Source organism: Pseudomonas sp. Irchel s3a12 (assembly GCF_900187485.1).
Classification (GTDB): domain Bacteria; phylum Pseudomonadota; class Gammaproteobacteria; order Pseudomonadales; family Pseudomonadaceae; genus Aquipseudomonas; species Aquipseudomonas neuropathica.
In genome coordinates this window covers 74,346-99,253 of the sequence record NZ_FYDN01000015.1, presented here as the reverse complement: position 1 = coordinate 99,253, position 24,908 = coordinate 74,346, and the positions used below count along the sequence as shown (strand labels likewise).

Sequence of the window (24,908 nt, the reverse complement as noted above, 5' to 3'; positions counted from 1 at the left end):
AACTCCGGTTTTGAAAGCACAAAGATCGGCTCCCTTTCCCTTCTACCCTTGGCAACTCCTGAGCCGAGCTCAGATTTTGAAAAGCACAGAGATCGGCTCCCTTTCCCCTCTACCCTTGGCAATTCCTGAGTCGAGCTCAGATTTTGAAAAGCATACAGATCTGCTCCCTTTCCCCCTCTCCCCCCTGGGGGAGAGGGCTGGGGTGAGGGGGGATGGATCTCAAGCCCACCACAAAAATCCAATCCACAGCACAAACAAAAAAGCCCTGATCTTTCGATCAGGGCTTTTTCATGTCCGGCATTCAGCGCAAGTTACAGGCCGTTGGCCTTCTTGAACTCGCGACGACGACGGTGCAGCACCGGCTCGGTGTAGCCGTTCGGCTGTTTGGTGCCTTCGATCACCAGTTCGACCGCCGCCTGGAAGGCGATGTTGCTGTCGAAGTTGGGTGCCAGCGGACGGTACAGCGGGTCGTTGGCGTTCTGACGATCCACCACCGGCGCCATGCGCTTGAGGCTTTCCATCACTTGCGCTTCGGTGACTACACCGTGGCGCAGCCAGTTGGCGATGTGCTGGCTGGAGATACGCAGTGTGGCACGGTCTTCCATCAGGCCGACGTCATTGATGTCCGGCACTTTCGAGCAACCCACGCCCTGGTCGATCCAGCGCACCACATAACCAAGAATGCCCTGGGAATTGTTGTCCAGTTCGTTCTTGATCTGCTCAGGCGTCCAGTTCGGGTTGACCGCCAGCGGAATGGTCAGGATATCGTCTACCGAAGCGCGAGCACGTTTGGCCAGTTCGGCCTGACGGGCGAACACGTCGACCTTGTGGTAGTGCAGCGCGTGCAGCGCAGCAGCAGTCGGCGACGGCACCCAAGCGGTGTTAGCACCGGCCAACGGGTGCGCGATTTTCTGTTCGAGCATCGCCGCCATCAGGTCCGGCATCGCCCACATGCCTTTACCGATTTGCGCGCGACCTTGCAGGCCGGTGCTCAGACCGATATCGACGTTCCAGTTTTCGTAAGCGCCGATCCACTTCTCAGCCTTCATGTCGGCCTTGCGTACCACCGGGCCGGCTTCCATGGAGGTGTGGATTTCGTCGCCAGTGCGGTCGAGGAAACCGGTGTTAATGAACACCACGCGCTCGCTGGCCGCTTTGATGCAGGCCTTGAGATTGACCGTGGTGCGGCGCTCCTCGTCCATGATCCCGACTTTCAGGGTGTTGCGCGTAAGGCCCAACACGTCTTCGATGCGGCCGAACAGCTCGTTGGTGAACGCTGCTTCTTCCGGGCCGTGCATCTTCGGTTTAACGATGTAGACCGAGCCGGTGCGGGTGTTACGACGCGAGGTATTGCCGTTGAGGTTGTGCATCGCCGCCAGGCAAGTCACCAGACCGTCGAGGATGCCTTCCGGAACTTCGTTGCCGTCTTTGTCGAGGATCGCGTCGATGGTCATCAAGTGGCCAACGTTGCGCACGAACAGCAGCGAACGACCGTGCAACGTCACTTCACCGCCATTTGGCGCGGTATAGGTGCGATCCGGGTTCATGGTGCGGGTGAAGGTCTGACCACCCTTGGCGACTTCTTCCGAAAGATCGCCCTTCATCAGGCCGAGCCAGTTACGGTAGATCACCACTTTGTCGTCGGCATCGACGGCGGCCACGGAGTCTTCGCAGTCCATGATGGTGGTCAGCGCCGCTTCCATCAGGATGTCTTTGACGCCGGCCGGGTCGGTCTGGCCAACCGGGGTAGTGGCGTCGACCTGGATTTCGAAATGCAGACCGTTGTGTTTCAGCAGGATCGCGATTGGCGCGTTGGCGTCGCCCTGGAAACCAATCAGTTGTGCATCGTCGCGCAGACCACTGTTGCTGCCGCCCTTGAGGGTGACCAGCAGTTTGCCGTCGGCGATTTTGTAGCCGGTCGAATCGACGTGGGAGCCAGCAGCCAATGGCGCGGCTTCGTCTAGGAAGGCACGGGCGAAGGCGATGACTTTGTCGCCACGCACCTTGTTGTAGCCTTTGCCTTTTTCCGCGCCACCTTCTTCGCTGATTGCGTCGGTGCCGTAGAGGGCGTCATACAGCGAACCCCAGCGGGCGTTCGAGGCATTGAGAGCGAAGCGGGCGTTCATCACCGGCACAACAAGTTGCGGGCCGGCGGTACGGGCGATTTCATCATCGACGTTTTGTGTCGTTGCCTGGAAATCAGCCGCTTCTGGCAGCAGATAACCGATTTCTTGCAGGAAGGCTTTGTAGGCCACGGCGTCGTGCGCCTGACCGTTGCGTTCCTGATGCCAGGCGTCAATACGAGCCTGGAAGTCATCGCGTTTGGCGAGTAGGGCTTTGTTCTTCGGCGCCAGGTCATGAATGACCTTGTCGGCACCTTCCCAGAATTTTTCGGCGGTGAGGCCGGTACCGGGAATGGCTTCGTTGTTCACGAAGTCGAACAGGACTTTGGCGACCTGCAGGCCACCGACTTGAACGTGTTCAGTCATTGCTTGCCTCACTCTGCTCAGCTATTTCGCTTTTCAGCTCTTCAATTTGACAATGAAGCCTCTGGCCATTTAAACCACAAACCTGCCGACCAGTACATGCCATTGCTGGCGGCTGGGCTGGGACCAATCAACGGCTTGGGGCCTTGCTGACGGGGCTTTCAGGGTTGCGAACAGGCTTTGGGCAGACATCGATTCAGCGTTATGTAGTGCGCGCTGCGGCATACTACATGATGAGTTGCGCTTGTGAAAATCAGACTAATTACGTCGTTCTGCGACCTCATGTCGCATTGCGGTCACATCGCGGAACGGGATGTTCTCAAAAAACAGATGGATTGTTCCAGCTAAATATAAAAAGTTGTACACGATTTGTTGTTTCGGGCGTCTGAGGCGGCGGACCGTCCCTTGCCTATACTTGCCCTTCTACAACAAAAGTCATGACAAGAGGGCTGCGCCATGGACCATCTCGTACTCACCGTATTCGCCCCGGACAAGCCCGGGCAGGTCGAGCGCATCGCCCAATGCATTGCCGAACACGGCGGTAACTGGCTGGAAAGCCGCATGTCGCGGATGGCCGGGCAGTTCGCCGGGATTCTTCGGGTCGGGGTGCCGGCAGAGGCTTACGACGAATTAGTCGATGCCTTACAAGCATTGTCGACGCATGGCATTCGCGTATTGATTGCCGAGAGTGGCATCGAGCAATCCTGCACCTGGAAGCCGATCGCCATGGAGTTGGTGGGCAATGACCGGCCCGGTATCGTCCGCGACATCACTCGGTTGTTGAGCGAGCAGGGCGTCAACCTTGAGCGGCTGGTGACTGAAGTGCGTCCGGCACCGATGAGCAGCGAACCGCTGTTCCACGCCGAAGCGATTCTCGCGGTACCGCTAACCCTGTCGCTGGATGTATTGCAGTCGCGGCTGGAAACCCTGGCTGATGATCTGATGGTCGAACTGGTGTTACGCACAGACAGTTAAGCGCTGACCGGGTTATCCAGTTTTAACGTGCACCTGCCTGTGGATAACCTGTAGAGACCGGGCGCAGCGCCAAGCCGGCCGGGGCTTGCGCGGAACTGATCAAAAAACCGCCAACATTCAGTGACTTGCACACAAACGGCGGGGATCACGATGTGGATAACCTTGGGAAGGAACGATGCAGGCCACGAGAACCGTGGCCTGTGAGGGTTTGTACGTTTTTTGATCAGCTGCGCCGGCGTAAACTGATCACGGCATCGACGCTGTAAACGGCCAGGCCGGCCCAAATGAAGATAAACGCCACCAGTGTGCTGGACGATAGATGCTCACCGAACAGCAGCACGGCTTGCAGCAGCACCAAAGTCGGCGCCAGGTATTGCAAGAAGCCGATGGTGGTGTAGGGCAAGTGACGCGTGGCAGCGTTGAAGCACACCAGCGGGACCAATGTCACCGGGCCGGCCGCTACCAGCCACCAGGCTTGCGAGGTGGTCCAGAACTCCGGTTGGGCGCTGGTCGCGGTCTGATTGAACAGCAGCCAGGCAATCGCGATCGGTACCAGCATCCAGGTTTCCACCACCAGTCCCGGCAACGCCTTGACCGGCGCCTGTTTGCGGATCAGACCGTAGAAGCCGAACGTCAACGCCAGCACCAGCGACACCCACGGCAGACTGCCGACCTGCCACACCTGTTGCGCCACACCGACCGCCGCCAGGCCGACCGCGAGCCACTGCATCCGCCGCAAGCGCTCGCCGAGAATCAACATGCCCAACAGCACGTTCACCAACGGGTTGATGTAGTAACCGAGGCTCGCTTCCAGCATGCGCCCGTTATTCACCGACCACACGTAGGTCAGCCAGTTGGCCGCGATCAACGTGCCGCTCAAGGCCAGAATCGCCAAACGTTTAGGGTTGTCGAGCAGTTCGCGCAACCAGCCCGGGTGTTTCCACACCATCAGCAACAACGCACCAAACAGCGCCGACCACAGCACTCGATGGATGATGATTTCAACGGCCGGCACTTCGGCGATGGCTTTGAAGTAGATCGGGAACAGGCCCCAGATGATGTAGGCGCTCAGGCCCAGAATGTACCCGCGACGCGGGTTGGCGGCTTGCATGCAGAATCCTTGCTTAGGCAGCTAACAAAGGAGGGATTGTAAGGAGATTTGTCTACGAGTGCCGTAGCGCAATGGTCGGGAAATTGTGAACACCGGACAAATGTAGGAGTGAGCCTGCTCGCGATCGCGGTCTGACATTTAACATTTACGTCGACTGACAAAGCTCTATCGCGAGCAGGCTCACTCCTACAAGGGGGAGGTGGTGATCAGAAGAGTTTCAGTGGCTCTTCATTCAGCGCGGATAGCTGCTCACGCAGCGCCAGCACCTGATCACCCCAATAACGCTCGGTGCCAAACCACGGAAAACTGTGCGGGAAGGCCGGGTCATCCCAGCGCCGCGCGAGCCAGGCGCTGTAGTGCATCAGGCGCAAGGCGCGCAGCGGCTCGATCAGCGCCAGTTCTCGCGGATCGAAGTCGTGGAACTCGTTGTAGCCGTCCATCAGTTCCGACAACTGCCCTAGGCATTCCTGACGATCACCGGCGAGCATCATCCAGATGTCCTGCACCGCCGGGCCCATGCGGCAGTCGTCGAGGTCGACGATGTGGAACATCTCGTCGCGGCACATCATGTTGCCGGGGTGGCAGTCGCCGTGCATGCGGATGTTCTGGTGCGGCGTGTTGGCGTAGGCATCTTCCACGCGTTTGAGCAGGTCGCGGGCGACAGACTCGTAGGCCGGCAGCAGGCTTTTTGGAATGAAGTTGCCTTCAAGCAAGGTGTTCAGCGAGGCATGGCCGAAGTTCTGCACGGCGAGGGCTTCACGGTGTTCGAACGGCTTGGTCGCGCCGACCGCGTGGATGCGCCCGAGCAACTGGCCGAGGCGATACAGCTGATCAAGGTTGCCCGGCTCCGGCGCACGACCGCCGCGACGCGGGAACAGGGTGAAGCGGAAACCGGCATGCTCGTGCAGGGTTTCGCCGTTGTGGATCAGCGGCGCTACCACCGGGATGTCGACGTTGGCCAGTTCGAAGGTGAATTGATGTTCTTCGAGGATGGCTTCGTTGGTCCAGCGTTGCGGGCGGTAGAACTTGGCGATCAGCGGTTCGGAGTCTTCGATGCCGACCTGATAGACGCGGTTTTCGTAGCTGTTGAGCGCGAGAATGCGCGCATCGCTCAGGAAACCGATGCTTTCAACGGCATCGAGCACGAGGTCTGGGGTGAGGGTTTCAAACGGGTGGGCCATGCTGACTCCTGCGCGCAGCAGGCTGCCGCGTCCGGCCCAGCATGGTAGCGCAGATGGCAGCGGGGGAGGTGGTTGGTGTCTGTGCTGACGCTATCGCGAGCAGGCTCACTCCTACAGGGGAACGCACGCATTCCAAATGTAGGAGTGAGCCTGCTCGCGATGAGGGCCTGTCAGGCGCCGACGATTCCACCATCCTCGCGAGTGATCGCCATCACCGAAGACCGCGGCTTGCCATTCGGCAGATGCTCGGGGAAGGTCGACCCGCCGTTCTCCCCCGGATGCTGAATCCCGACAAACAGGGTTTTCTGATCCGGCGAGAAACTGATCCCCGTCACCTCACAACCAATCGGCCCGACCATGAACCGGCGAATTTCACCGGTCTTGGGATCGGCGCAAAGCATCTGGTTATTGCCCATCCCGGCAAAGTCGCCGGCGTTGCTCGAATCGCCATCAGTGAGAATCCACAGGCGACCGGCCTTGTCGAAACCCAGGCCATCCGGGCTGTTGAACATGTTCTGCGGGGTGATGTTCTTCGAGCCACCCTTCGGCGTCCCGGCATGCACGCCCGGATTACCGGCGACTACAAACAGGTCCCAGGCAAACGTCTTCGATGCGTGATCGTCACGGTCGGTGCGCCAGCGCAGAATTTGCCCGTAGACGTTTTTCTCGCGCGGGTTCGGCCCGCCCACCGGCTGCCCGTCTTCGCCGCGCTTGGCGTTGTTGGTCAGGGTGCAATAGACCTGGCCATCCTTCGGACTGACGACGATCCATTCCGGGCGGTCCATGCGTGTTGCACCAACCACGCTGGCGGCGAGGCGTGCATGGATCAGCACTTCGGCCTGATCGGCAAAGCCGCTGCTGGCGTCGATGCCGTTTTTGCCGTGGGTCAGCTCGATCCACTGGCCCTGGCCTTTCGGGTGATCGGGGTTGCTGTCGCCGTTGTCGAATTTCGCCACGTACAAGGTGCCGTGATCGAGGATGTCGCGGTTGGCCTTGGCGTTGCGGTGGTTGATGCGGTCGCGGCTGACGAATTTGTAGATGAACTCGCCACGCTCGTCGTCGCCCATGTACACCACGGCGCGACCGTCGTCGGTCTCGGCCAGTGCGGCGTTTTCATGTTTGAAGCGGCCCAGCGCGGTGCGTTTGACCGGGGTCGATTGCGGGTCGAACGGATCGATCTCGACCACCCAGCCGTGACGGTTGAGTTCGTTGGGGTTTTTCGCCATGTCGAAGCGCGGGTCGTACGGGTGCCAGTTGATTTCGCGGCTGGCGACCGAGACGCCGTAACGCTTCTGCGCCGGGTCGAACTGTTGCTGGGCATTGCTGCTGCCGAAACAGTCGGTGAAGTTTTCTTCGCAGGTCAGGTAAGTGCCCCACGGCGTTTTGCCGTTGGCGCAGTTCTGGAAGGTGCCGAGGACTTTCTTGCCGTGTTTGTCGGCTGCCGTTTTCATCAAGTCGTGACCGGCAGCCGGGCCGCTGATGCGCAGCGGTGAGTTGCCGTGAATGCGGCGGTTGTAGCGTGAGCCCTGAACGAACTGCCATTGGCCGTTCTTGCGCTGTACCTCGATCACCGACACGCCCTCGCAGGCCAGTGCTTTACGCACGTCTTCGGCCGATTGCGGCATGCCGCCGTGCGGGTAGAGGTAGCGGTAGTTGGTGTATTCGTTGTTGATCGCCATCAACGCGCGATTGCGGTCGTCGGGGAAGGCGAACAGGCTCATGCCGTCGTTGTTGTCGCCGAATTGCACTTCCTGTGCGGCCGCGGTGCCGTTGCCGCTCGGGTCGAAGGCCGGGCCGTTCTTCTGCAGGGGCTGGCCCCAACTGATCAGCACCGAAGACTTGTAGCCTTTGGGCAGGGTGATGACGTCGGTGGTTGCCGCCGGAATACTCTCGAAACCGAGCAGACGACTGTTGCCGGCGCTGACGCCAGTGGCCAGCGCGCTGCGGCTCAACAGGCTGCCGCCGAGGAACATCGCCGCGCCGCACAGCGCACCGGCGCCGATGAAACCGCGACGGCTGAGGCCGACCATTTTTTCCAGGTCAGTGGATTGGTTTTCTTCTAATAGGCTCACATCAGGCTCCCTGCATGGTTTTGGCAGCCACCTTAATGAGCGTCGATGACGCTTTCGTTGCAGCGCCTGATTACAGCGGCGTGCCGAGCAGCACATTGGACGGCGAAAACTGCACCTGCACCGGTTGTGCGACGCCCAGCCCGCGAGTGCGCAGGTCCAGCGGTTCCGCCAGGGCACAGAGGGTATGGCCGTTGGGCAGGGCAATGCGCACTTCGCTCGGGCCATCCTCGGCGTCGAGGATCGTTTCGATGGTGCCGTTGAGAAGATTGTGACCAAACGTTGCAGGCTGCTCGTTGCTGAGCAATTCCAGCCAGCCGGCCTTGATCAGGGCCACCACTTCGGTGCCGGCTTGCAGCTCCAGATGCACGGTGCTGTCGTGGGTGATCTGCGCGTCGAGGCACAGGCCTTCGGCCAGTTCGAGGCGGATCAGGTCATTGCGGCCCTGCGCTTCGATCGCCACGACCTTGCCGTGCAACTGATTGCGTGCGCTGGTTCTGAGCATCAAACGACCGAGCAGATCCAGATCACTGGCGTCTTCCGCTGCCTCCAGCACCTGGGTCTGCAAGGCCTGCAGTTTTTGGTACAGGCGCAAAACGCGCTCGCCTTCGCTGGAGAGTTTCGCGCCGCCGCCGCCCTTGCCACCGACGGCGCGCTCGACCAATGGTTTTTGCGCCAGGTTGTTCAGCTCATCAATGGCGTCCCACGCCGCTTTGTAACTCAGGCCTGCGCTTTTCGCCGCGCGGGTGATCGAGCCCTGTTCGGCGATATGTTGCAGCAAGGCGATGCGCTGCGGACGGCGGACGATGTGCTGGGACAACAGGGAAGGCATGGACATGGATAGGGCGCTTTTTTGCTGTGGCGGTGGGGGAGGAAGTTGGCCGCTCGCAACGCGAGAGTCAAGTCGAGCCGAGATCCCTTGTAGGAGTGAGCCTGCTCGCGATTGCGGTGGATCAGTCAGCATAAATGTTGGCAATGATGACGCTATCGCGAGCAGGCTCACTCCTACAGGGATTGTGCTGGCTCAGGTGCCGGGTTTTGGCGTGCGGGCCAGGCAATAGACATCGACCCGCGCAGCGCCTGCGTTCATCAGTAACCGGGCGATTGCCTGGGCAGTGGCACCCGTAGTCAGCACATCATCGATCAACGCCAGATGCCGGCCTTTCACATCGGAGTCGGGTATCAGGCTGAAAGCATCGCGCAGATTACCTTTACGCGCCTTGGCATCGAGATTTTGCTGAGCGTCGGTATCCTTGATTCGCCGCAGAACCCGTTCTTCGCACGGCAGATCCAGTGACTGACTCAACCACCGCGCCAGCATCGCAGCCTGGTTGAACCCGCGTTGACGCAGGCGTTTGTTCGCCAGCGGCACCGGCAACAACACATCAGGCCTCGGCAACCCCTCATCGAAGCGATGTTGCAGGTATTGCCCGAGAACGTCGGCGAGCAGGTGACCAAACGGCCATTTTGCGTTGTGTTTAAAACGCGTAATCAAACTGTCGACCGGGAAGCCATAGCGCCACGGCACCACCACCTGTTCGAATGCCGGCGGCTCTAGCAGGCACTCGCCACAGGTCAGGCCGGCGGCGAAGAGTGGCAGAGCGCAGGTCTGGCAGTGGTCGCCGAGCCACGGCAAATCAGTTTCGCAGGCCACACAGATTGGCATTTCTGCTTCTGCCGGCTCATCGCAAAGCAAGCAGCTCTGTACATTATTTAAACAGATGTAAACCTGTCCTTCGTATCGTGGTTGACAGCGCATGACTCTTCCTTAAATATGCCGAACATCCGTGTCGCGCCTGTGGGTATTCCGTTCCCGCAGCCGCCAGCCAAGCATAACCAAGGAACTACCCATGAGCGCGAGCACCACTGCCACCCTGCGTCACGACTGGTCTCTGGCCGAAGTCAAAGCACTCTTCGTACAGCCATTCAACGACTTGCTGTTCCAGGCGCAAACGGTGCACCGCGCACATTTCAACGCCAACCGCGTTCAGGTGTCGACCCTGCTGTCGATCAAGACCGGCGCCTGCCCGGAAGACTGCAAGTACTGCCCGCAGTCCGGTCACTACAACACCGGCCTTGAAAAAGAAAAGTTGATGGAAGTGCAGAAAGTCCTCGAAGAGGCAGCACGCGCCAAGGCCATCGGTTCGACACGTTTCTGCATGGGCGCGGCGTGGAAACATCCGTCGGCCAAAGACATGCCGTACGTGCTGAAAATGGTCGAAGGCGTGAAGGCCATGGGCCTGGAAACCTGCATGACCCTCGGCCGTCTCGATCAGGATCAGACCGAGGCACTGGCCAAGGCCGGGCTCGATTACTACAACCACAACCTCGACACGTCGCCCGAGTTCTACGGCAGCATCATCACCACCCGTACTTACAGCGAACGTCTGCAAACGCTGGCCTATGTGCGTGAATCGGGGATGAAGATCTGCTCCGGCGGCATTCTCGGCATGGGCGAGTCGCTGGATGACCGCGCCAATCTGCTGATCCAGTTGGCCAACCTGCCGGAGCATCCGGAATCGGTGCCGATCAACATGTTGGTGAAAGTTGCCGGCACCCCGCTGGAAAACGCCGAAGACGTCGATCCGTTCGACTTCATCCGCATGCTCGCCGTGGCCCGCATCCTCATGCCGCAATCCCACGTGCGCCTGTCCGCCGGCCGCGAAGCGATGAACGAGCAGATGCAGGCCCTGGCCTTCTTCGCCGGCGCCAACTCGATTTTCTACGGCGACAAACTGCTGACCACCGCCAACCCGCAGGCGGACAAGGACATGCAGTTGTTCGCGCGTCTGGGCATTCAGCCGGAAGCTCGTGAAGAACATTCCGATGAGGTTCACCAGGCCGCAATCGAACAGGCGCTGGTGGAGCAGAAGAGCAGCGAGCAGTTCTACAACGCCGCGGTTTAAAGCTGCGCGGATTCCTCTGAAGGAATGCAAAACCCCTTGTGGGACGAGCCTGCTCGCGAAAGCGGTGCCTCAGTCGACATTGATGTTGGATGTGAAGGCCTATTCGCGAGCAGGCTCGCTCCCACAAGGGATCTGTGTCACTTGAAAGTCGAGGCCTGCATGTCTTTCGATCTCGCCGCACGCCTTGCTGCCCGTCGTGCCGAAAATCTCTATCGCCAGCGACCGCTGCTTGAGTCCCCGCAGGGGCCTGAAGTGGTGGTCGACGGCAAACCGTTGCTCGCCTTCTGCAACAACGATTACCTGGGCTTGGCCAATCATCCGCAAGTGATCGAAGCCTGGCGCGCCGGTGCTGAACGCTGGGGCGTCGGTGGCGGTGCCTCGCATCTGGTGATTGGCCACAGTGGCCCGCATCACGCACTGGAAGAAGCGCTGGCCGATCTCACCGGTCGACCGCGTGCATTGCTCTTTACCACCGGCTACATGGCTAATATCGGCGCGGTCACGGCGCTGGTCGGGCAGGGCGATACGGTGCTGGAAGACCGCCTCAATCACGCTTCGCTGCTGGACGCGGGTCTGTTGTCCGGCGCGCGTTTCAATCGTTATCTGCACAACGACGCGGTGAGCCTGGCCAAGCGTCTTGAGAAAGCCACCGGCAATACGCTGGTAGTCACCGACGGTGTGTTCAGCATGGACGGCGATCTCGCTGACCTGCCGGCATTGGCTCGTGAAGCCAAGGCCAAAGGCGCGTGGCTGATGGTCGATGACGCTCACGGTTTTGGGCCGCTGGGTGCGAACGGTGGCGGCATCGTCGAGCATTTCGGTTTGAGTCAGGAGGACGTGCCGGTGCTGGTCGGCACCCTCGGTAAAGCCTTCGGCACCGCTGGCGCCTTCGTCGCGGGCAGCGAAGAGCTGATCGAAAGCCTGATCCAGTTCGCCCGTCCGTACATTTACACCACCAGCCAGCCCCCGGCGCTGGCTTGCGCGACCCTGAAAAGTCTGGAGTTGCTACGCACTGAACACTGGCGCCGGGATCATCTGCAGACCTTGATCCGCCAGTTCCGCCAGGGCGCCGAGCAGATCGGCCTGGAGTTGATGGACAGCTTCACGCCGATCCAGCCGATCTTGATCGGCGATGCCGGGCGCGCGGTGCGGTTGTCGCAAATGTTGCGCGAGCGCGGGCTGATGGTTACCGCCATCCGCCCACCGACCGTGCCCGCCGGCAGCGCGCGCTTGCGCGTGACCCTGACCGCCGCCCACAGCGAGGCGCAGGTGCAGCTATTGTTAGAGGGACTGGCCGATTGCTTTGCCCAACTGTCGTCGGAGCCAAGCCATGCGTAATCGCCTGATTCTGCTGCCCGGCTGGGGCCTCGGTGTGTCGCCGATGGAGCCTCTGGCCGCCGCTTTGCAAGGGCTCGACGAGCATCTGAAAGTGGAAATCGAGCCGCTGCCGGAGCTGGATTCCAGTGACCTGCAAGACTGGCTCGATGAACTCGATGAACGCATTCCACAAGACGTCTGGCTCGGTGGCTGGTCGCTGGGTGGCATGCTCGCGTCCGAATTGGCGGCGCGCCGTGGCGAGCGCTGCTGCGGTTTACTGACTCTGGCGAGCAACCCTTCCTTCGTTGCCCATGAACAGTGGCCGACCGCGATGCCGGGCGAGACCTTCGATGCATTTCTCGCCGGTTGCCAGGCCGATCCCCGGCTGACCCTCAAACGCTTTTCGCTGCTCTGTGCTCAAGGTGCACAAGATGCGCGCGGCTTGTCGCGGTTGATGCTCGGCGGCGCACCGCACACGGCGCCGTCGGCGTTGATGGCGGGCCTGGAATTGCTCGCGCAATTGGACACCCGCGAAGCACTGCAAGCATTTCGCGGCCCGCAATTTCATCTGTTCGCCGGACAGGACGCTCTCGTTCCGGCGGAAGCGGCGGGGGCGTTGTTCGTCCTGTTGCCGGACATCGAAATAGGTCTGATCGAACAGGCCTGTCATGCGTTCCTTCTGGAAGACCCCCACGGACTGGCGGGCGCTATCCAGGCTTTTTTACATGAGTGCGGTGATGACTGATTTGTCTCTTGTGCTGCCTGGCGGCTTGCCTGACAAGCGTCAGGTCGCGGCCTCTTTCTCCCGCGCGGCGGCCAGTTACGACAGCGTCGCCGAGTTGCAACGTGATGTGGGTACACAATTGCTTCAACGCTTGCCGGCGGATTTTTCACCGTCGCGCTGGCTGGATCTGGGCTGCGGCACCGGCTATTTCACCCGGGCACTGGCCTCGCATTTTATCGAGGGGCACGGTCTGGCGCTGGACATTGCCGAGGGCATGCTCGATCACGCGCGGCCGTTGGGCGGCGCTGAGTACTTCATTGCTGGCGATGCGGAGCGTCTGCCGTTGCAGGACTCGACTTGCGACCTGATCTTTTCCAGCCTGGCGGTGCAGTGGTGCGCGGATTTCGATGCAGTGCTCAGCGAAGCCTTTCGCGTACTGAAACCGGGTGGGATTTTTGCGTTTGCTAGTCTTTGTGTCGGGACGCTGTTTGAGTTGCGCGACAGCTGGCGGCAGGTCGACGGGATGGTGCACGTCAACCGCTTCCGCGAGTTCGCCCGTTATGAGCAACTGTGTACGGCCAGTGGCTTGCGTACGCTAAGCCTGGAGAATCAGCCTCACGTGCTGCATTACCCCGATGTGCGCAGCCTGACCCATGAATTGAAGGCCTTGGGTGCGCACAATCTGAATCCCGGACGGCCCGGTGGTTTGACCGGGCGCGCGCGGATTCTCGGGCTGGTGGAAGCTTACGAGCAGTTCCGTGAAGCGTCGGGATTGCCGGCGACTTATCAGGTGGTCTACGCCGTGTTGGAGAAACCCGTATGAGCGCAGCCTATTTCATCACCGGAACGGACACCGATGTCGGCAAGACCACGGTTGCCGCAGGGTTGCTGCACGCGGCGCGTTCGGCCGGGCTGAGCACAGCGGCGGGCAAACCGGTGGCGTCCGGGTGCGAAGTGACGCCCAAGGGGCTGCGCAATTCCGATGCGTTGGCGCTGTTGGCCGAATGTTCGCTGCCGCTGACTTATCAACAGGTCAATCCCGTGGCGTTCGAGCCTGCGATTGCTCCGCATCTGGCGGCGCGTGAGGCCGGAGTAGCGTTGACCGTGCAATCGTTGCTGGCGCCGATGCGCGAGATTCTGGCGATGAACGCCGATTTCACCTTGATCGAGGGCGCGGGTGGCTGGCGGGTGCCGTTGGCGGATCAGGACAATCTGTCGGATCTGGCGATTGCGTTGAAGCTGCCGGTGATTCTGGTGGTGGGTGTGCGGCTGGGGTGCATCAGTCATGCCCTGCTGACGGCCGAGGCGATTGCCCGTGATGGGCTGCAATTGGCCGGGTGGGTGGCGAATATCATCGATCCGAAGACTTCGCGGCTTGAGGAGAACCTCGCCACATTGGCCGAGAGAATTCCGGCGCCGTGCCTTGGGCGCGTGCCGAAACTCAAGAGCTTGAGTGCCGAAGCGGTAGCGGATCATTTGCAACTGGATCTGCTCGACTAAGCTTTTCTCTATGGGCAGGCACTGTGCCATTAGTGTTTTTGACGGGTGTTTTTCTGGCGCCTCTGGTTCAATGGCGCCATTGATCCTTCCCAAGGATGAGAACTGTTATGGAAATCTCCGGTAACACAGCTTTTTATGCAGGTCTGAGCTCGATTCAAAGCGGGCAGAACCGCGTTGATCAGGCCGCCAGCCAGATTGCCAACAACACCATTGAGCGTTCGGTCACCAGCCAGTCTTCGGAAGCGCAGGTCGATCGTCTGCGCGGCGTTGATCGCAGCCAGCAAATGGACCTGGGCAGCGACATGGTGCAAATGGCCCAGGGCAAATTTCAGGTGGAGCTAGGCGTAAAAGTTGCCAAAGCTTCCGACGAAATGCTCGGTACGATCATCGACACCTTCGCCTGATTTTTCACCATCTACACCCTGAACGCCGCGCTTTGTCGCGGCGTTTTTCGTTGTAAGTCCTTCTCCCTCAACTAATCTTTTTTCAGCGCCCATGACTCGTTCGAGCTCATGGCGGTTTGCTGCGTCCGCTGTTTGAAAGATGCGGGGACGAACGGCAAAAGATCGATGCTTGACAAGATTTCGGCGTAAACGTATGTTTCAAACAACTGTTTGACCGTCACAACAAATCAACACGGTCGTTCATTCCCGGTTACATCAGCAGAGGTTTATCGCTATGCCTGACTACAAGGCCCCCTTGCGTGATATTCGCTTCGTTCGTGACGAACTGCTCGGCTACGAAGCGCACTATCAGAGCCTTCCGGCTTGCGCAGACGCAACTCCGGACATGGTTGACGCCATTCTCGAAGAAGGCGCCAAGTTTTGTGAGCAGGTACTGGCACCGCTGAACCGCGTGGGCGACCTCGAAGGTTGCACCTGGAGCGAGTCCGGCGTGAAAACCCCGACCGGCTTCAAAGAGGCTTACAAGCAATTCGTCGAAGGCGGCTGGCCAAGCCTGGCTCACGACGTTGAGCACGGCGGTCAGGGCTTGCCTGAATCGCTGGGTTTGGCAGTGAGCGAGATGGTTGGCGAAGCCAACTGGTCGTGGGGCATGTACCCAGGCCTGTCGCACGGTGCGATGAACACCATCTCCGAGCACGGCACCCCTGAGCAGCAAGAAGCCTATCTGACCAAACTGGTTTCCGGCGAATGGACCGGCACCATGTGCCTGACCGAACCACACTGCGGCACCGACCTGGGCATGCTGCGCACCAAGGCCGAACCTCAGGCCGATGGTTCCTATAAGGTTTCTGGCACCAAGATCTTCATCTCGGCCGGTGAACACGACATGGCCGATAACATCGTCCACATCGTGCTGGCCCGCCTGCCGGACGCACCGGCTGGTACCAAAGGCATCTCGCTGTTCATCGTTCCAAAGTTCCTGCCCAATGCTGATGGCACCGTCGGTGCACGCAACGCAGTGAGTTGCGGTTCGCTGGAACACAAGATGGGCATCCACGGCAACGCCACTTGCGTGATGAACTTCGACGGCGCCACCGGTTACCTGATCGGCCCGGCGAACAAAGGCCTGAACTGCATGTTCACCTTTATGAACACCGCACGTCTGGGTACCGCACTGCAAGGTCTGGCCCACGCCGAAATCGGTTTCCAGGGCGGCCTGAAATACGCTCGCGACCGTCTGCAAATGCGCTCCCTGACTGGCCCGAAAGCGCCGGACAAAGCCGCTGACCCGATCATCGTGCACCCTGACGTTCGCCGCATGCTGTTGACCATGAAGGCGTTCGCCGAAGGCAACCGTGCGATGGTGTACTTCACTGCCAAACAGGTCGACATCGTCAAATACGGCGTCGACGAAGAAGAGAAAAAGAAAGCCGACGCACTGCTGGCCTTCATGACCCCGATCGCTAAGGCGTTCATGACCGAAGTCGGTTTTGAATCCGCCAACCACGGCGTACAGATCTACGGCGGCCATGGCTTCATCGCCGAATGGGGCATGGAGCAGAACGTTCGCGACAGCCGCATTTCGATGCTGTACGAAGGCACCACCGGTATCCAGGCACTCGACCTGCTGGGCCGTAAAGTGCTGATGACGCAAGGCGAGGCCCTGAAAGGCTTCACCAAGATCGTCCACAAGTTCTGCCAGAACAACGAAGGCAACGAAGCCGTTGCAGAGTTCGTCGCACCGCTGGCCGCGATCAACAAGGAATGGGGCGAGCTGACCATGAAGGTCGGTATGGCTGCCATGAAAGATCGCGAAGAAGTCGGCGCGGCTTCCGTGGACTACCTGATGTATTCCGGTTATGCCTGCCTGGCTTACTTCTGGGCCGACATGGCGCGTCTGGCAGCTGAAAAGCTGGCAGAAGGCACCGGCGACGCGGCGTTCTACACGGCCAAGCTGCAAACCGCGCGCTTCTACTTCCAGCGCATCCTGCCGCGTACCCGTACGCATGTGGCCACCATGCTGTCGGGCGCCAACAACCTGATGGACATGAAAGAAGAAGACTTCGCACTGGGCTACTAAGCATTAACGCGGTCTGTTGAAAAACCGCTGCTCCCTTGGGGGGGCAGCGGTTTTTTTATGCGCGGATTTCCTCCGGTTGTGGGTATTCCTGGAAGAAATTCCCGACATGGCCATCAAGCATGATGGCCATGAAGGAGATTTCATCTCCAAGGAGGCAAAAAACCTTGGTCGAAGGCTCAGAAATCAGCGTTTCCGGCCGTTAAAGAGACTGCGTGTGATCTGGATCACATTGTGTGTGCTTAACTGCATGCATTGCAGGCACAATGCCATCTCTTTGCCATGACGGGTCGGAGCTTTACCCTTGCCGCGTTCTTCCGCTGTACGTTTCAGCCATTTCCTACCTTCACTGCTGTTGTTACTCGCGGGGTTGGCGGCTGCGTACGTCAAAGACCTTAGCGTGTTCTTCACGTCGCTGTTCAACGTGTTGCCGACGTTGGTGCTGTTGCTGGGCGGCGCGTATTGCGCGGTATACCGCCGTCAGCGCGAGCTGTTTCTGATGCTCACGGTGTACATCGCCTACTTTCTGCTCGACACCCAGACCGACTATTACCGCGACAATGGCAAGGTCCGCGAAGACGCTGCGGTGGTCTTCCACCTCGTCTGCCTGCTGTTGCCGTTGTTGTTCGGCTTGTTCGCCGCATGGCAGGAACGTACACATCTGTTCCAGGACATGGTCGCGCGTTTCGCCGTGTTGCTGGCCTTTGGCAGCGTGGCATTGGGGCTTGAGCAAAGTTATCCCCAGGCATTGCTGATGTGGCTCTCGGAAATTCGCTGGCCGGCGCTACACGGCGCGTGGATGAGTCTGATTCAGCTCTCGTATCCAGTGTTCATCTCGGCGTTCCTGCTGCTGGCCTGGCAATACTGGCGCAACCCGCGTCCGCTGCATGCGGCGCAACTGGTGGGTTTGCTCGGTGTGTTCTGGATGCTGCCGAAAACGTTCATCCTGCCGTTTACCCTGAACATCATGTGCAGTCAGGTGATGTTGATGATCGCCGCCGCGGTTGCGCATGAGGCTTATCAAATGGCCTTCCGCGATGAACTCACCGGACTGCCGGGCCGTCGCGCGCTCAATGAACGCATGCAGCGCTTGGGTCGCAACTATGTATTGGCGATGAGCGACGTCGATCACTTCAAGAAATTCAACGACACCCACGGCCACGATGTTGGTGACCAGGTTTTGCGTCTGGTCGCCAGCAAACTGTCGAAAATCAGCGGTGGCGGTAGGGCGTATCGCTATGGCGGTGAGGAATTCGCCCTGGTGTTCGCAGGCAAAACCCTTGAGGAGTGCATGCCGCACCTTGAGGTGATCCGCGAGTCGATTGCGTCCTACAGCATTCAACTGCGCAATCAGGAAAACCGTCCGCAGGATGATCAGCAAGGTCGTCAGCGCCGCGCCGGTTCCGGTGCTTCCAGCGTTTCGGTCACGGTGAGCATCGGCGTCGCCGAGCGAGTGGAGCAACGCAACCCGGAACAAGTGCTGAAGTCCGCCGACGAGGCGCTTTACGCCGCTAAAGGCGCGGGGCGTAACTGCGTGGTTGCGTTCGGCCAGAACCGTCGTGGCGCGGTGCGCATGGACACGGCCGCAGGTTGAGTGATGACGGCGCATTCAGCGCCTGCACAATGATTGTGGGGCGTGGTGGCCGGCAGTAGGTTGGAGAAATCTGCTGACGGAGAAGCCACCATGCCTGAGTACAAAGCTCCCCTGCGCGACATGCGCTTTCTGATCGACCACGTCTTCGACTTTCACAGCAACTACGCCGCCCTCGGCGCCCACGACGCCAGCCCGGACATGATCAACGCGATCCTCGAAGAGGGCGCGAAGTTCTGCGAGAACGTGCTCGCACCGCTCAATCGCAGCGGTGACGAAGAGGGCTGCCATTTCGACAACGGTGTGGTGACAACGCCTACAGGCTTCAAGCAGGCATTCGCACAATATGTCGAAGGTGGCTGGCATGGTCTGGCGGCAGATCCGAGCTACGGCGGCCAAGGGCTGCCAAGTTCGCTGGGGCTGGTGATCAGTGAGATGGTCGGCTCCAGCAACACTTCCTGGGGCATGTACCCGGGCCTGACCCACGGCGCGATGTCGGCGATCCATGCCCATGGCAGCGCCGAGCAGAAAGACACCTACCTGAGCAAACTCACCGCCGGCCAGTGGACCGGCACCATGTGCCTGACCGAAGCCCACTGCGGCACCGATCTGGGCATCATCAAGACCCGCGCCGTGCCTCAGGCTGATGGCAGTTACGCGGTTACCGGCAGCAAGATTTTCATCTCTGCCGGCGAGCACGATATGAGCGATAACATCATCCATCTGGTGTTGGCCAAGTTGCCGGATGCGCCGGCCGGGACCAAAGGGATTTCGCTGTTTATCGTGCCGAAGTTCTTGCCGGATACGGCGGGTGAAGCGGGCGAGCGCAACGGTGTTTCCTGTGGTTCGATCGAACACAAGATGGGCATCAAGGCTTCGGCCACTTGTGTGCTGAACTTCGATAGCGCCAAGGGCTATCTGATCGGTGAGCCGAACAAGGGCCTGAACTGCATGTTCACCATGATGAACCACGCGCGGCTAGGCACCGGCATGCAGGGTTTGTGTCTGGGCGAAGCAAGCTTCCAGGGCGCGATCAAATACGCTAACGACCGCTTGCAGATGCGCGCGCTGACCGGCGCCAAAGCCCCGGATAAACCTGCCGACCCGATCATTGTCCACCCGGACGTGCGGCGCATGCTGCTGACCATGAAAGCCTTTAACGAAGGCAATCGGGCGCTGACCTACTTCACCGCGCAGTTGCTCGATGTCGCGCATCTGAGCGGTGATGCCGAAGCACGGCAGGAGGCCGAGGATTTGCTGGCGTTCCTCACGCCAATCTGCAAAGCGTTCATGACCGACACCGGCCTGGAAGTGACCAACCACGGCATGCAGGTGTTCGGCGGCCACGGTTTCATTCGCGAATGGGGCATGGAGCAACTGGTGCGCGATTGCCGGATTGCACCGATCTATGAAGGCACCAACGGCATTCAGGCGCTGGACCTGCTCGGACGCAAGGTGCTGGGCAGTCAGGGCAAGTTGCTGCGCGGTTTCACCAAAATCGTCCATAAGTTCTACTCAGCCAACGCTGAGCACCCGCAGCTGGGCAGTTTCGTTGCGCAGCTCAATCAGCTGAACCAGCAGTGGGGCGACCTGACCGTGAAGGTCGGGATGGCGGCGATGAAGAACCCGGATGAAGTGGGCGCGGCGTCGGTGGACTACCTGATGTACAGCGGTTACATCATCCTTGGCTATCTGTGGTTGCGCATGGGCCTGGTGGCGCAGGCGCAACTGGAGGCGGGCGAGGGCGAGGGGGATTACCTGCGCGGGAAATTGGCGACCTGCGAGTTTTACTTCAAGCGCTTGTTGCCGCGTACGGCGGCGCATCGTGCGGCGATCGAGGCGGGCAGTGATTGCTTGATGAAGTTGCCGGCGGAAATGTTTGCGCTTTAAGCAAGATCAAAAGATCGCAGCCTGCGGCAGCTCCTACATGGGACCGAGTTTTATCTGTAGGAGCTGCCGCAGGCTGCGATCTTTTTTGTGATGACTAAAAATAACAAAACGGTCACGGGTTGACCCTATGTGTCGCAAAAGTTGTTGAGGTACACTCGGGCTCAACGAAAACATCATTCCACGAATCACCTGTTTAGATCTTGCGAGGTTTGCCATGGCTGACTACAAAGCGCCGCTGCGCGATATGCGCTTCGTCCTCAATGAAGTGTTCGAGGTCGCCAAGCTCTGGGCCGAACTGCCGGCCCTGGCCGAGACTGTCGACGCCGAAACCGTTGAAGCCATTCTCGAAGAGGCCGGCAAAGTCACCAGCAAAAGCATCGCACCTCTGAGCCGCGCTGCCGACGAAGAAGGCTGCCACTGGAAGGACGGTGCCGTCACCACGCCGGCCGGTTTCCCACAGGCTTATCAGACGTACGCTGAAGGCGGCTGGGTTGGCGTCGGTGGCGATCCGCAATACGGCGGCATGGGCATGCCCAAAGCCGTGTCGGCGCAAGTCGAAGAAATGGTCAACTCCGCCAGCCTGTCGTTCGGTCTGTACCCGATGCTGACCGCCGGCGCCTGCCTGTCGATCAACGCTCACGCCAGCGAAGAGCTGAAAGCCGCGTACCTGCCGAACATGTACGCTGGCGTCTGGGCCGGCTCGATGTGCCTGACCGAGCCGCACGCTGGCACCGACCTGGGGATCATCCGCACCAAGGCCGAGCCTCAGGCCGACGGTTCCTACAAGGTCAGCGGCACCAAGATCTTCATCACCGGTGGCGAACACGACCTCACCGAAAACATCATTCACCTGGTGCTGGCGAAACTGCCGGACGCCCCAGCCGGTCCGAAAGGTATTTCGCTGTTCCTGGTGCCGAAGTTCATGGTCAATGCCGACGGCAGCCTGGGCGCGCGTAACCCGGCGAACTGCGGTTCGATCGAACACAAAATGGGTATCCAGGCCTCCGCGACCTGTGTGATGAACTTCGACGAAGCCGTCGGTTATCTGGTCGGCGAGCCGAACAAGGGCTTGGCCGCGATGTTCACCATGATGAACTACGAGCGTCTCGGTGTTGGCATTCAAGGCCTGGCGACTGGCGAGCGTTCGTATCAGAACGCCGTCGAATACGCCCGCGACCGTCTGCAAAGCCGTTCGCCGACTGGCGCGCAGAACAAAGACAAAGTCGCTGACCCGATCATCGTCCACCCGGACGTGCGGCGCATGTTGCTGACCATGAAAGCCTCGAACGAGGGCGGCCGTGCGTTCTCCACCTACGTAGCGATGCAGCTCGACACCGCCAAGTTCAGCGAAGACGCCACCACCCGCAAACGTGCGGAAGATCTGGTCGCGTTGCTGACGCCTGTGGCCAAGGCATTCCTCACCGACCTGGGTCTGGAAACCACCGTGCACGGCCAGCAGATTTTCGGCGGCCACGGCTACATCCGCGAGTGGGGTCAGGAGCAACTGGTACGTGACGTGCGCATCACCCAGATCTATGAAGGCACCAACGGCATTCAGGCACTGGACCTGGTCGGGCGCAAGATCGTCGGCAGCGGTGGCGCTTTCTACAAGCTGTTTACTGACGAGATCCGCCATTTCACCGCGACGGCCAGCGCCGATCTGGGCGAATTCACCAAACCGCTGAACGATGCCGTCGACACCCTCGACGAGCTGACCTCGTGGCTGCTGGATCGGGCGAAAAACAACCCGAACGAAATCGGCGCGGCTTCGGTCGAATATTTGCAAGCATTCGGATACACAGCGTACGCCTACATGTGGGCATTGATGGCCAAAGCTTCGCTGGGCAAAGAAGCGCAAGACGATTTCTATGCCAGCAAACTGGGCACCGCGCGCTTCTACTTCGCCCGTTTGCTGCCGCGTATTCACTCGTTGAGTACGTCGGTGAAGGCCGGTAGCGAGTCGCTGTTCCTGCTGGATGCGGCGCAATTCTGATGCGATGACGTCATGTAAGCATTCTCTTACATGACGTGCTGCTGTTCTCCCATATGCGTAGATTGGATCCACGGCTAATCTACATTTCATGGACGTCGCGCAGGAAGCGCAAAGCAACAACACGGACACGTAGGATTCTGCCAGGGTGGCGGAGTGAAATGGATGTCAGGGAAACAGTCTGCAAAGCCCCGCTTCGGCGGGGTTTTCTTTTGCCTGCAGAAAAGTAGTCAGGCCAGCGGATCAAGCGCCGGCTTCACTTCGCGCTCCATCACTTCTTCCAACAATGTCTGCAACAGCGCCAAAGGCGCCTGCTGGCGCTGCACATCGCGACAGACCAACCCTACCTTCAGCGGCACGCGCGGTTCGCTCAGCGGTTTCCAGAGCAGATCCTGATCGTCGTACTCCTTTTGCGAACGCCCCGGCAGCACCGTCGCCAGTTTGGTGTGCGGCAGGCTGTCGAGTATCCCCACCATATTGTTCAGTTCGGCCTGCACCTGCGGGCGTCGTCCGAGCGCGGTCAATTGCGCCTGCCAGATCTGGCGGATCTGAAACTCTTCGCCCAGCAGCAACATCGGCAGCTCGGCAGCCTGGCGCATCGAAACTTTCTTGAATTCACGCAGCGGATGATCCGCCGGAATGACCAGCGTCAGTTCATCTTCGTAGAGCATCACGCCGTGCAGGCCGGGTTGGCGCGGCGGCAGGTAACTGATGCCGATGTCCAAAGAACCGTTGAGCAGCCGCCGCTCGATCTCAAGTCCGGTCAATTCATAGATCTGCACCACCAGATGTGGCTGTGCCTTGCGCACCCGCTCAAGCATTTGCGGAACGAGACTGGTGTGAACCGTTTGCAGCACGCCGATTGCCAGCGTGCGCAAGGCCTGCCCCTTGAAGTTGCCCAGCGCCTCACGCGCCCGCTGCAATCCGTCGAGCAGTGGCAAAGCGTGGTTGTACAACGTGTGCGCGGCGAGGGTCGGCAGCAGGCGTTTGCTGCTGCGTTCGAACAAGGTGACGTCGAGGTTCTGTTCGAGCTGGCGGATCTGCTGCGACAGTGCCGGTTGCGAGATCGACAGGCGTTCGGCGGCGCGGCCGACATGGCCTTCTTCGTAGACCGCGACGAAATAACGCAGTTGTTTGAAATCCATAAGTAATGCTTATCGAAAATGCTGGTAAATCGAAATGGCCCGCAGACCTCAGTGAGCCTAGTCTAAACGCATTCACAAGGCTTACAGGGCCAGAAAGCGCGATGAATAGCGTTCGCTTCGACAGTGTTTGCATAGGCAGTTCAAAACACCTTAAACGTGGTGTTTTTCAATGAATCTGTTCAGTTTGCGGCGCCAGACGCCGAGTCTCGATGACCTCGCTTTTGAGGCTGATCCTTCTGATATCAACGAAAATCTTAGCTCCGAGCGCCTGATGCCCAGCGTCGAACGGCCGCAACAGGTGTTCGTGCGTGGTCAGGGTTCGTGGCTGTGGGACAGCAATGACCGCGCGTACCTCGATTTTTCCCAGGCCGGTGGCGCCAACAGTCTTGGCCACAGCCCATCAGCGCTGGTCAAAGCGATTGCCAGCCAGGCGCAGGCGCTGATCAATCCCGGTTTCAACCTGCACAATCGCGGCATGCTCAGCCTCGCTGAACGGCTGTGCGCCAGCACCTCCAGCGATCAGGCCTATCTGCTCAACAGCGGCAGCGAAGCCTGTGAAGCGGCGATCAAACTGGCGCGCAAATGGGGCCAACTGCATCGTGGCGGCGCTTCGCGAATCATTGTGGCGAAGCAGGGCTGTCATGGTCGCAGTCTGGCGACGATTTCTGCCTCCGATAGCTGCAACTTGCACAACCGTTTCGCGCCGTTACTGCCGGGTTTCGATCTGGTGCCGTTCAACGACTTGCCCGCGCTGCACGCCGCGGTCGATGCGCAAACCGTGGCGATCATGCTGGAGCCGATCCAGAGCGATGCCGGGGTTGTTCCGGCGACTGAGCATTACCTAAAAGGCGTTGAACGTCTGTGCCGAGAGCTGGGCATTCTGCTGATCCTCGACGAAGTACAAACCGGCATCGGTCGCTGCGGCACCTTGCTTGCCGAACAGTCCTATGGCGTACGCGCCGATATCGTCGTGCTCGGCAAAGGCCTTGGCGGCGGTGTGCCCTTGGCGGCGCTGCTGGCGCGGGGCAAGGCGTGTTGTTTCGACACGGGTGAACTGGGCGGCACGCATCACGGCAATGCGCTGATGACAGCGGCTGGCCTGGTGGTGTTCGACAGCGTGTACGACCGCAGTTTCCTGCAGCAGGTCAACGATAATGGCCAGCATCTGCGCGAAGGCCTGGCCCGATTGGCGCACCGCTACGACCACGGCGAACTGCGTGGCCAAGGTTTGTTCTACGGACTGACCCTGTCGGACGATTCCGCTGAGGCCGTGGTCCACGCCGCCCTTCACGAAGGCTTGCTGCTCAACGCCCCGCAAGCCAACTGCCTGCGCTTCACCCCGGCCCTTACCGTCAGCAAAACCAACATCGACGAAATGCTCCTGCGCCTGGGCCGCGCCTTCTCGCGAGTGCGAACCGCACAACTGCAATGCCGCAAGGGGATTGCCGTCTGAACTGAAGTTTCTTACCCGATTTCCAGAACCGTCTCGCGGTATAACGCACGCCCCACGCCTGATTCTTTTGGCGTGGGGCGTTTTTTTTG

At 59.9% G+C, this 24,908-nt stretch carries 19 protein-coding genes; 12 read left to right on the top strand and 7 right to left on the bottom strand.

The features are described 5' to 3' along the window. Nucleotides 1–311 precede the first annotated feature (311 nt). The gene (locus CKW14_RS23665) at nt 312–2,489 is read right to left on the bottom strand and encodes a malate synthase G (RefSeq protein ID WP_095050288.1); all 2,178 of its coding nucleotides are present in this window, start codon (nt 2,487–2,489) and stop codon (nt 312–314) included. A 453-nt stretch (nt 2,490–2,942) separates the two neighbouring features. Here CKW14_RS23665 and CKW14_RS23660 point away from each other — a divergent pair, with 453 nt between their 5' ends. After that, nucleotides 2,943–3,461, top strand: coding sequence for a glycine cleavage system protein R (locus CKW14_RS23660; RefSeq protein ID WP_093429935.1), 519 nt, complete (start codon nt 2,943–2,945; stop codon nt 3,459–3,461). A gap of 223 nt (nt 3,462–3,684) precedes the next feature. On the opposite strand, the gene rarD is transcribed toward CKW14_RS23660, so the two are convergent. The 5 genes from rarD to CKW14_RS23635 form a co-directional block, all read right to left on the bottom strand. Next, complete coding sequence (gene rarD / locus CKW14_RS23655; RefSeq protein WP_093429936.1) at nt 3,685–4,572, bottom strand: EamA family transporter RarD; 888 nt, start codon at nt 4,570–4,572, stop codon at nt 3,685–3,687. Nucleotides 4,573–4,778: 206 nt separating this feature from the next. After that, a complete protein-coding gene (locus tag CKW14_RS23650; protein WP_093429937.1) occupies nt 4,779–5,753 on the bottom strand; it encodes a serine/threonine protein kinase in 975 nt (324 codons plus the stop codon). A 170-nt stretch (nt 5,754–5,923) separates the two neighbouring features. Next, the gene (locus CKW14_RS23645) at nt 5,924–7,825 is read right to left on the bottom strand and encodes a PhoX family phosphatase (protein ID WP_093429938.1); all 1,902 of its coding nucleotides are present in this window, start codon (nt 7,823–7,825) and stop codon (nt 5,924–5,926) included. A gap of 70 nt (nt 7,826–7,895) precedes the next feature. Beyond that, entirely contained in the window at nt 7,896–8,660 is a 765-nt protein-coding gene (locus CKW14_RS23640) for a TOBE domain-containing protein (RefSeq protein ID WP_095126231.1), read from the bottom strand. 186 nt (nt 8,661–8,846) lie between these two features. Beyond that, nucleotides 8,847–9,581 (bottom strand): ComF family protein, encoded by a 735-nt coding sequence (locus CKW14_RS23635; RefSeq protein WP_095050291.1) that lies wholly within the window; start codon nt 9,579–9,581, stop codon nt 8,847–8,849. Nucleotides 9,582–9,672: 91 nt separating this feature from the next. On the opposite strand from CKW14_RS23635, the gene bioB reads away from it, so the two are divergent. The 10 genes from bioB to CKW14_RS23585 all read left to right on the top strand — a co-directional run bounded on the left by bioB (nt 9,673) and on the right by CKW14_RS23585 (nt 22,224). Beyond that, on the top strand, nt 9,673–10,728 hold the full coding sequence (gene bioB / locus CKW14_RS23630; RefSeq protein ID WP_007910031.1) for a biotin synthase BioB: 1,056 nt from the start codon (nt 9,673–9,675) through the stop codon (nt 10,726–10,728). Between the two features lie 159 nt (nt 10,729–10,887). Beyond that, nucleotides 10,888–12,066 (top strand): 8-amino-7-oxononanoate synthase, encoded by a 1,179-nt coding sequence (gene bioF, locus CKW14_RS23625; protein ID WP_095126246.1) that lies wholly within the window; start codon nt 10,888–10,890, stop codon nt 12,064–12,066. After that, complete coding sequence (locus CKW14_RS23620) at nt 12,059–12,790, top strand: alpha/beta fold hydrolase (RefSeq protein WP_095050292.1); 732 nt, start codon at nt 12,059–12,061, stop codon at nt 12,788–12,790. Before bioF ends, CKW14_RS23620 begins: the two co-directional genes overlap by 8 nt. Beyond that, the gene (gene bioC / locus CKW14_RS23615) at nt 12,783–13,592 is read left to right on the top strand and encodes a malonyl-ACP O-methyltransferase BioC (protein ID WP_095126230.1); all 810 of its coding nucleotides are present in this window, start codon (nt 12,783–12,785) and stop codon (nt 13,590–13,592) included. The genes CKW14_RS23620 and bioC overlap by 8 nt, the downstream gene beginning before the upstream one ends. After that, entirely contained in the window at nt 13,589–14,269 is a 681-nt protein-coding gene (gene bioD, locus CKW14_RS23610) for a dethiobiotin synthase (protein ID WP_095050294.1), read from the top strand. Before bioC ends, bioD begins: the two co-directional genes overlap by 4 nt. A 107-nt stretch (nt 14,270–14,376) precedes the next feature. After that, nucleotides 14,377–14,673 carry a pyrroloquinoline quinone biosynthesis protein PqqE gene (locus CKW14_RS23605; protein WP_093429944.1) on the top strand — a complete coding sequence of 99 codons (297 nt, stop codon included), beginning with the start codon at nt 14,377–14,379 and terminating at the stop codon, nt 14,671–14,673. Nucleotides 14,674–14,947: 274 nt separating this feature from the next. After that, nucleotides 14,948–16,753, top strand: a complete 1,806-nt coding sequence (locus CKW14_RS23600) for a phenylacyl-CoA dehydrogenase (RefSeq protein WP_095050295.1) — start codon at nt 14,948–14,950, stop codon at nt 16,751–16,753. A 301-nt stretch (nt 16,754–17,054) separates the two neighbouring features. Beyond that, nucleotides 17,055–18,344 (top strand): GGDEF domain-containing protein, encoded by a 1,290-nt coding sequence (locus tag CKW14_RS23595; protein WP_095050296.1) that lies wholly within the window; start codon nt 17,055–17,057, stop codon nt 18,342–18,344. A gap of 90 nt (nt 18,345–18,434) precedes the next feature. Further along, nucleotides 18,435–20,231 carry an acyl-CoA dehydrogenase C-terminal domain-containing protein gene (locus CKW14_RS23590; protein WP_095126229.1) on the top strand — a complete coding sequence of 599 codons (1,797 nt, stop codon included), beginning with the start codon at nt 18,435–18,437 and terminating at the stop codon, nt 20,229–20,231. A 214-nt stretch (nt 20,232–20,445) separates the two neighbouring features. Then, nucleotides 20,446–22,224: an acyl-CoA dehydrogenase C-terminal domain-containing protein gene (locus tag CKW14_RS23585; RefSeq protein ID WP_095126228.1), complete on the top strand. Its 1,779-nt coding sequence runs from the start codon at nt 20,446–20,448 to the stop codon at nt 22,222–22,224. Between the two features lie 227 nt (nt 22,225–22,451). Here the strand turns inward: CKW14_RS23585 and CKW14_RS23580 are convergent, their stop codons facing one another. Continuing rightward, the gene (locus CKW14_RS23580) at nt 22,452–23,366 is read right to left on the bottom strand and encodes a LysR family transcriptional regulator (RefSeq protein WP_077574788.1); all 915 of its coding nucleotides are present in this window, start codon (nt 23,364–23,366) and stop codon (nt 22,452–22,454) included. Nucleotides 23,367–23,535: 169 nt separating this feature from the next. Between CKW14_RS23580 and CKW14_RS23575 the strand changes: the two genes are divergently transcribed. Beyond that, nucleotides 23,536–24,819 (top strand): aspartate aminotransferase family protein, encoded by a 1,284-nt coding sequence (locus tag CKW14_RS23575; RefSeq protein WP_095126227.1) that lies wholly within the window; start codon nt 23,536–23,538, stop codon nt 24,817–24,819. The last annotated feature ends 89 nt before the right edge of the window (nt 24,820–24,908 follow it).

What these genes read in the sequence shown, in the direction of transcription:
- CKW14_RS23590 (WP_095126229.1), top strand. Translation starts at nt 18,435, where the DNA reads ATGCCTGAGTACAAAGCTCCCCTGCGCGACATGCGCTTTCTGATCGAC.
- CKW14_RS23650 (WP_093429937.1), bottom strand. Translation starts at nt 5,753, where the DNA reads ATGGCCCACCCGTTTGAAACCCTCACCCCAGACCTCGTGCTCGATGCC.
- CKW14_RS23640 (WP_095126231.1), bottom strand. Translation starts at nt 8,660, where the DNA reads ATGTCCATGCCTTCCCTGTTGTCCCAGCACATCGTCCGCCGTCCGCAG.
- bioD (WP_095050294.1), top strand. Translation starts at nt 13,589, where the DNA reads ATGAGCGCAGCCTATTTCATCACCGGAACGGACACCGATGTCGGCAAG.
- bioF (WP_095126246.1), top strand. Translation starts at nt 10,888, where the DNA reads ATGTCTTTCGATCTCGCCGCACGCCTTGCTGCCCGTCGTGCCGAAAAT.
- CKW14_RS23605 (WP_093429944.1), top strand. Translation starts at nt 14,377, where the DNA reads ATGGAAATCTCCGGTAACACAGCTTTTTATGCAGGTCTGAGCTCGATT.
- CKW14_RS23665 (WP_095050288.1), bottom strand. Translation starts at nt 2,489, where the DNA reads ATGACTGAACACGTTCAAGTCGGTGGCCTGCAGGTCGCCAAAGTCCTG.
- bioC (WP_095126230.1), top strand. Translation starts at nt 12,783, where the DNA reads ATGACTGATTTGTCTCTTGTGCTGCCTGGCGGCTTGCCTGACAAGCGT.
- CKW14_RS23585 (WP_095126228.1), top strand. Translation starts at nt 20,446, where the DNA reads ATGGCTGACTACAAAGCGCCGCTGCGCGATATGCGCTTCGTCCTCAAT.
- bioB (WP_007910031.1), top strand. Translation starts at nt 9,673, where the DNA reads ATGAGCGCGAGCACCACTGCCACCCTGCGTCACGACTGGTCTCTGGCC.
- CKW14_RS23660 (WP_093429935.1), top strand. Translation starts at nt 2,943, where the DNA reads ATGGACCATCTCGTACTCACCGTATTCGCCCCGGACAAGCCCGGGCAG.
- CKW14_RS23635 (WP_095050291.1), bottom strand. Translation starts at nt 9,581, where the DNA reads ATGCGCTGTCAACCACGATACGAAGGACAGGTTTACATCTGTTTAAAT.
- CKW14_RS23600 (WP_095050295.1), top strand. Translation starts at nt 14,948, where the DNA reads ATGCCTGACTACAAGGCCCCCTTGCGTGATATTCGCTTCGTTCGTGAC.
- CKW14_RS23580 (WP_077574788.1), bottom strand. Translation starts at nt 23,366, where the DNA reads ATGGATTTCAAACAACTGCGTTATTTCGTCGCGGTCTACGAAGAAGGC.
- CKW14_RS23575 (WP_095126227.1), top strand. Translation starts at nt 23,536, where the DNA reads ATGAATCTGTTCAGTTTGCGGCGCCAGACGCCGAGTCTCGATGACCTC.
- rarD (WP_093429936.1), bottom strand. Translation starts at nt 4,572, where the DNA reads ATGCAAGCCGCCAACCCGCGTCGCGGGTACATTCTGGGCCTGAGCGCC.
- CKW14_RS23620 (WP_095050292.1), top strand. Translation starts at nt 12,059, where the DNA reads ATGCGTAATCGCCTGATTCTGCTGCCCGGCTGGGGCCTCGGTGTGTCG.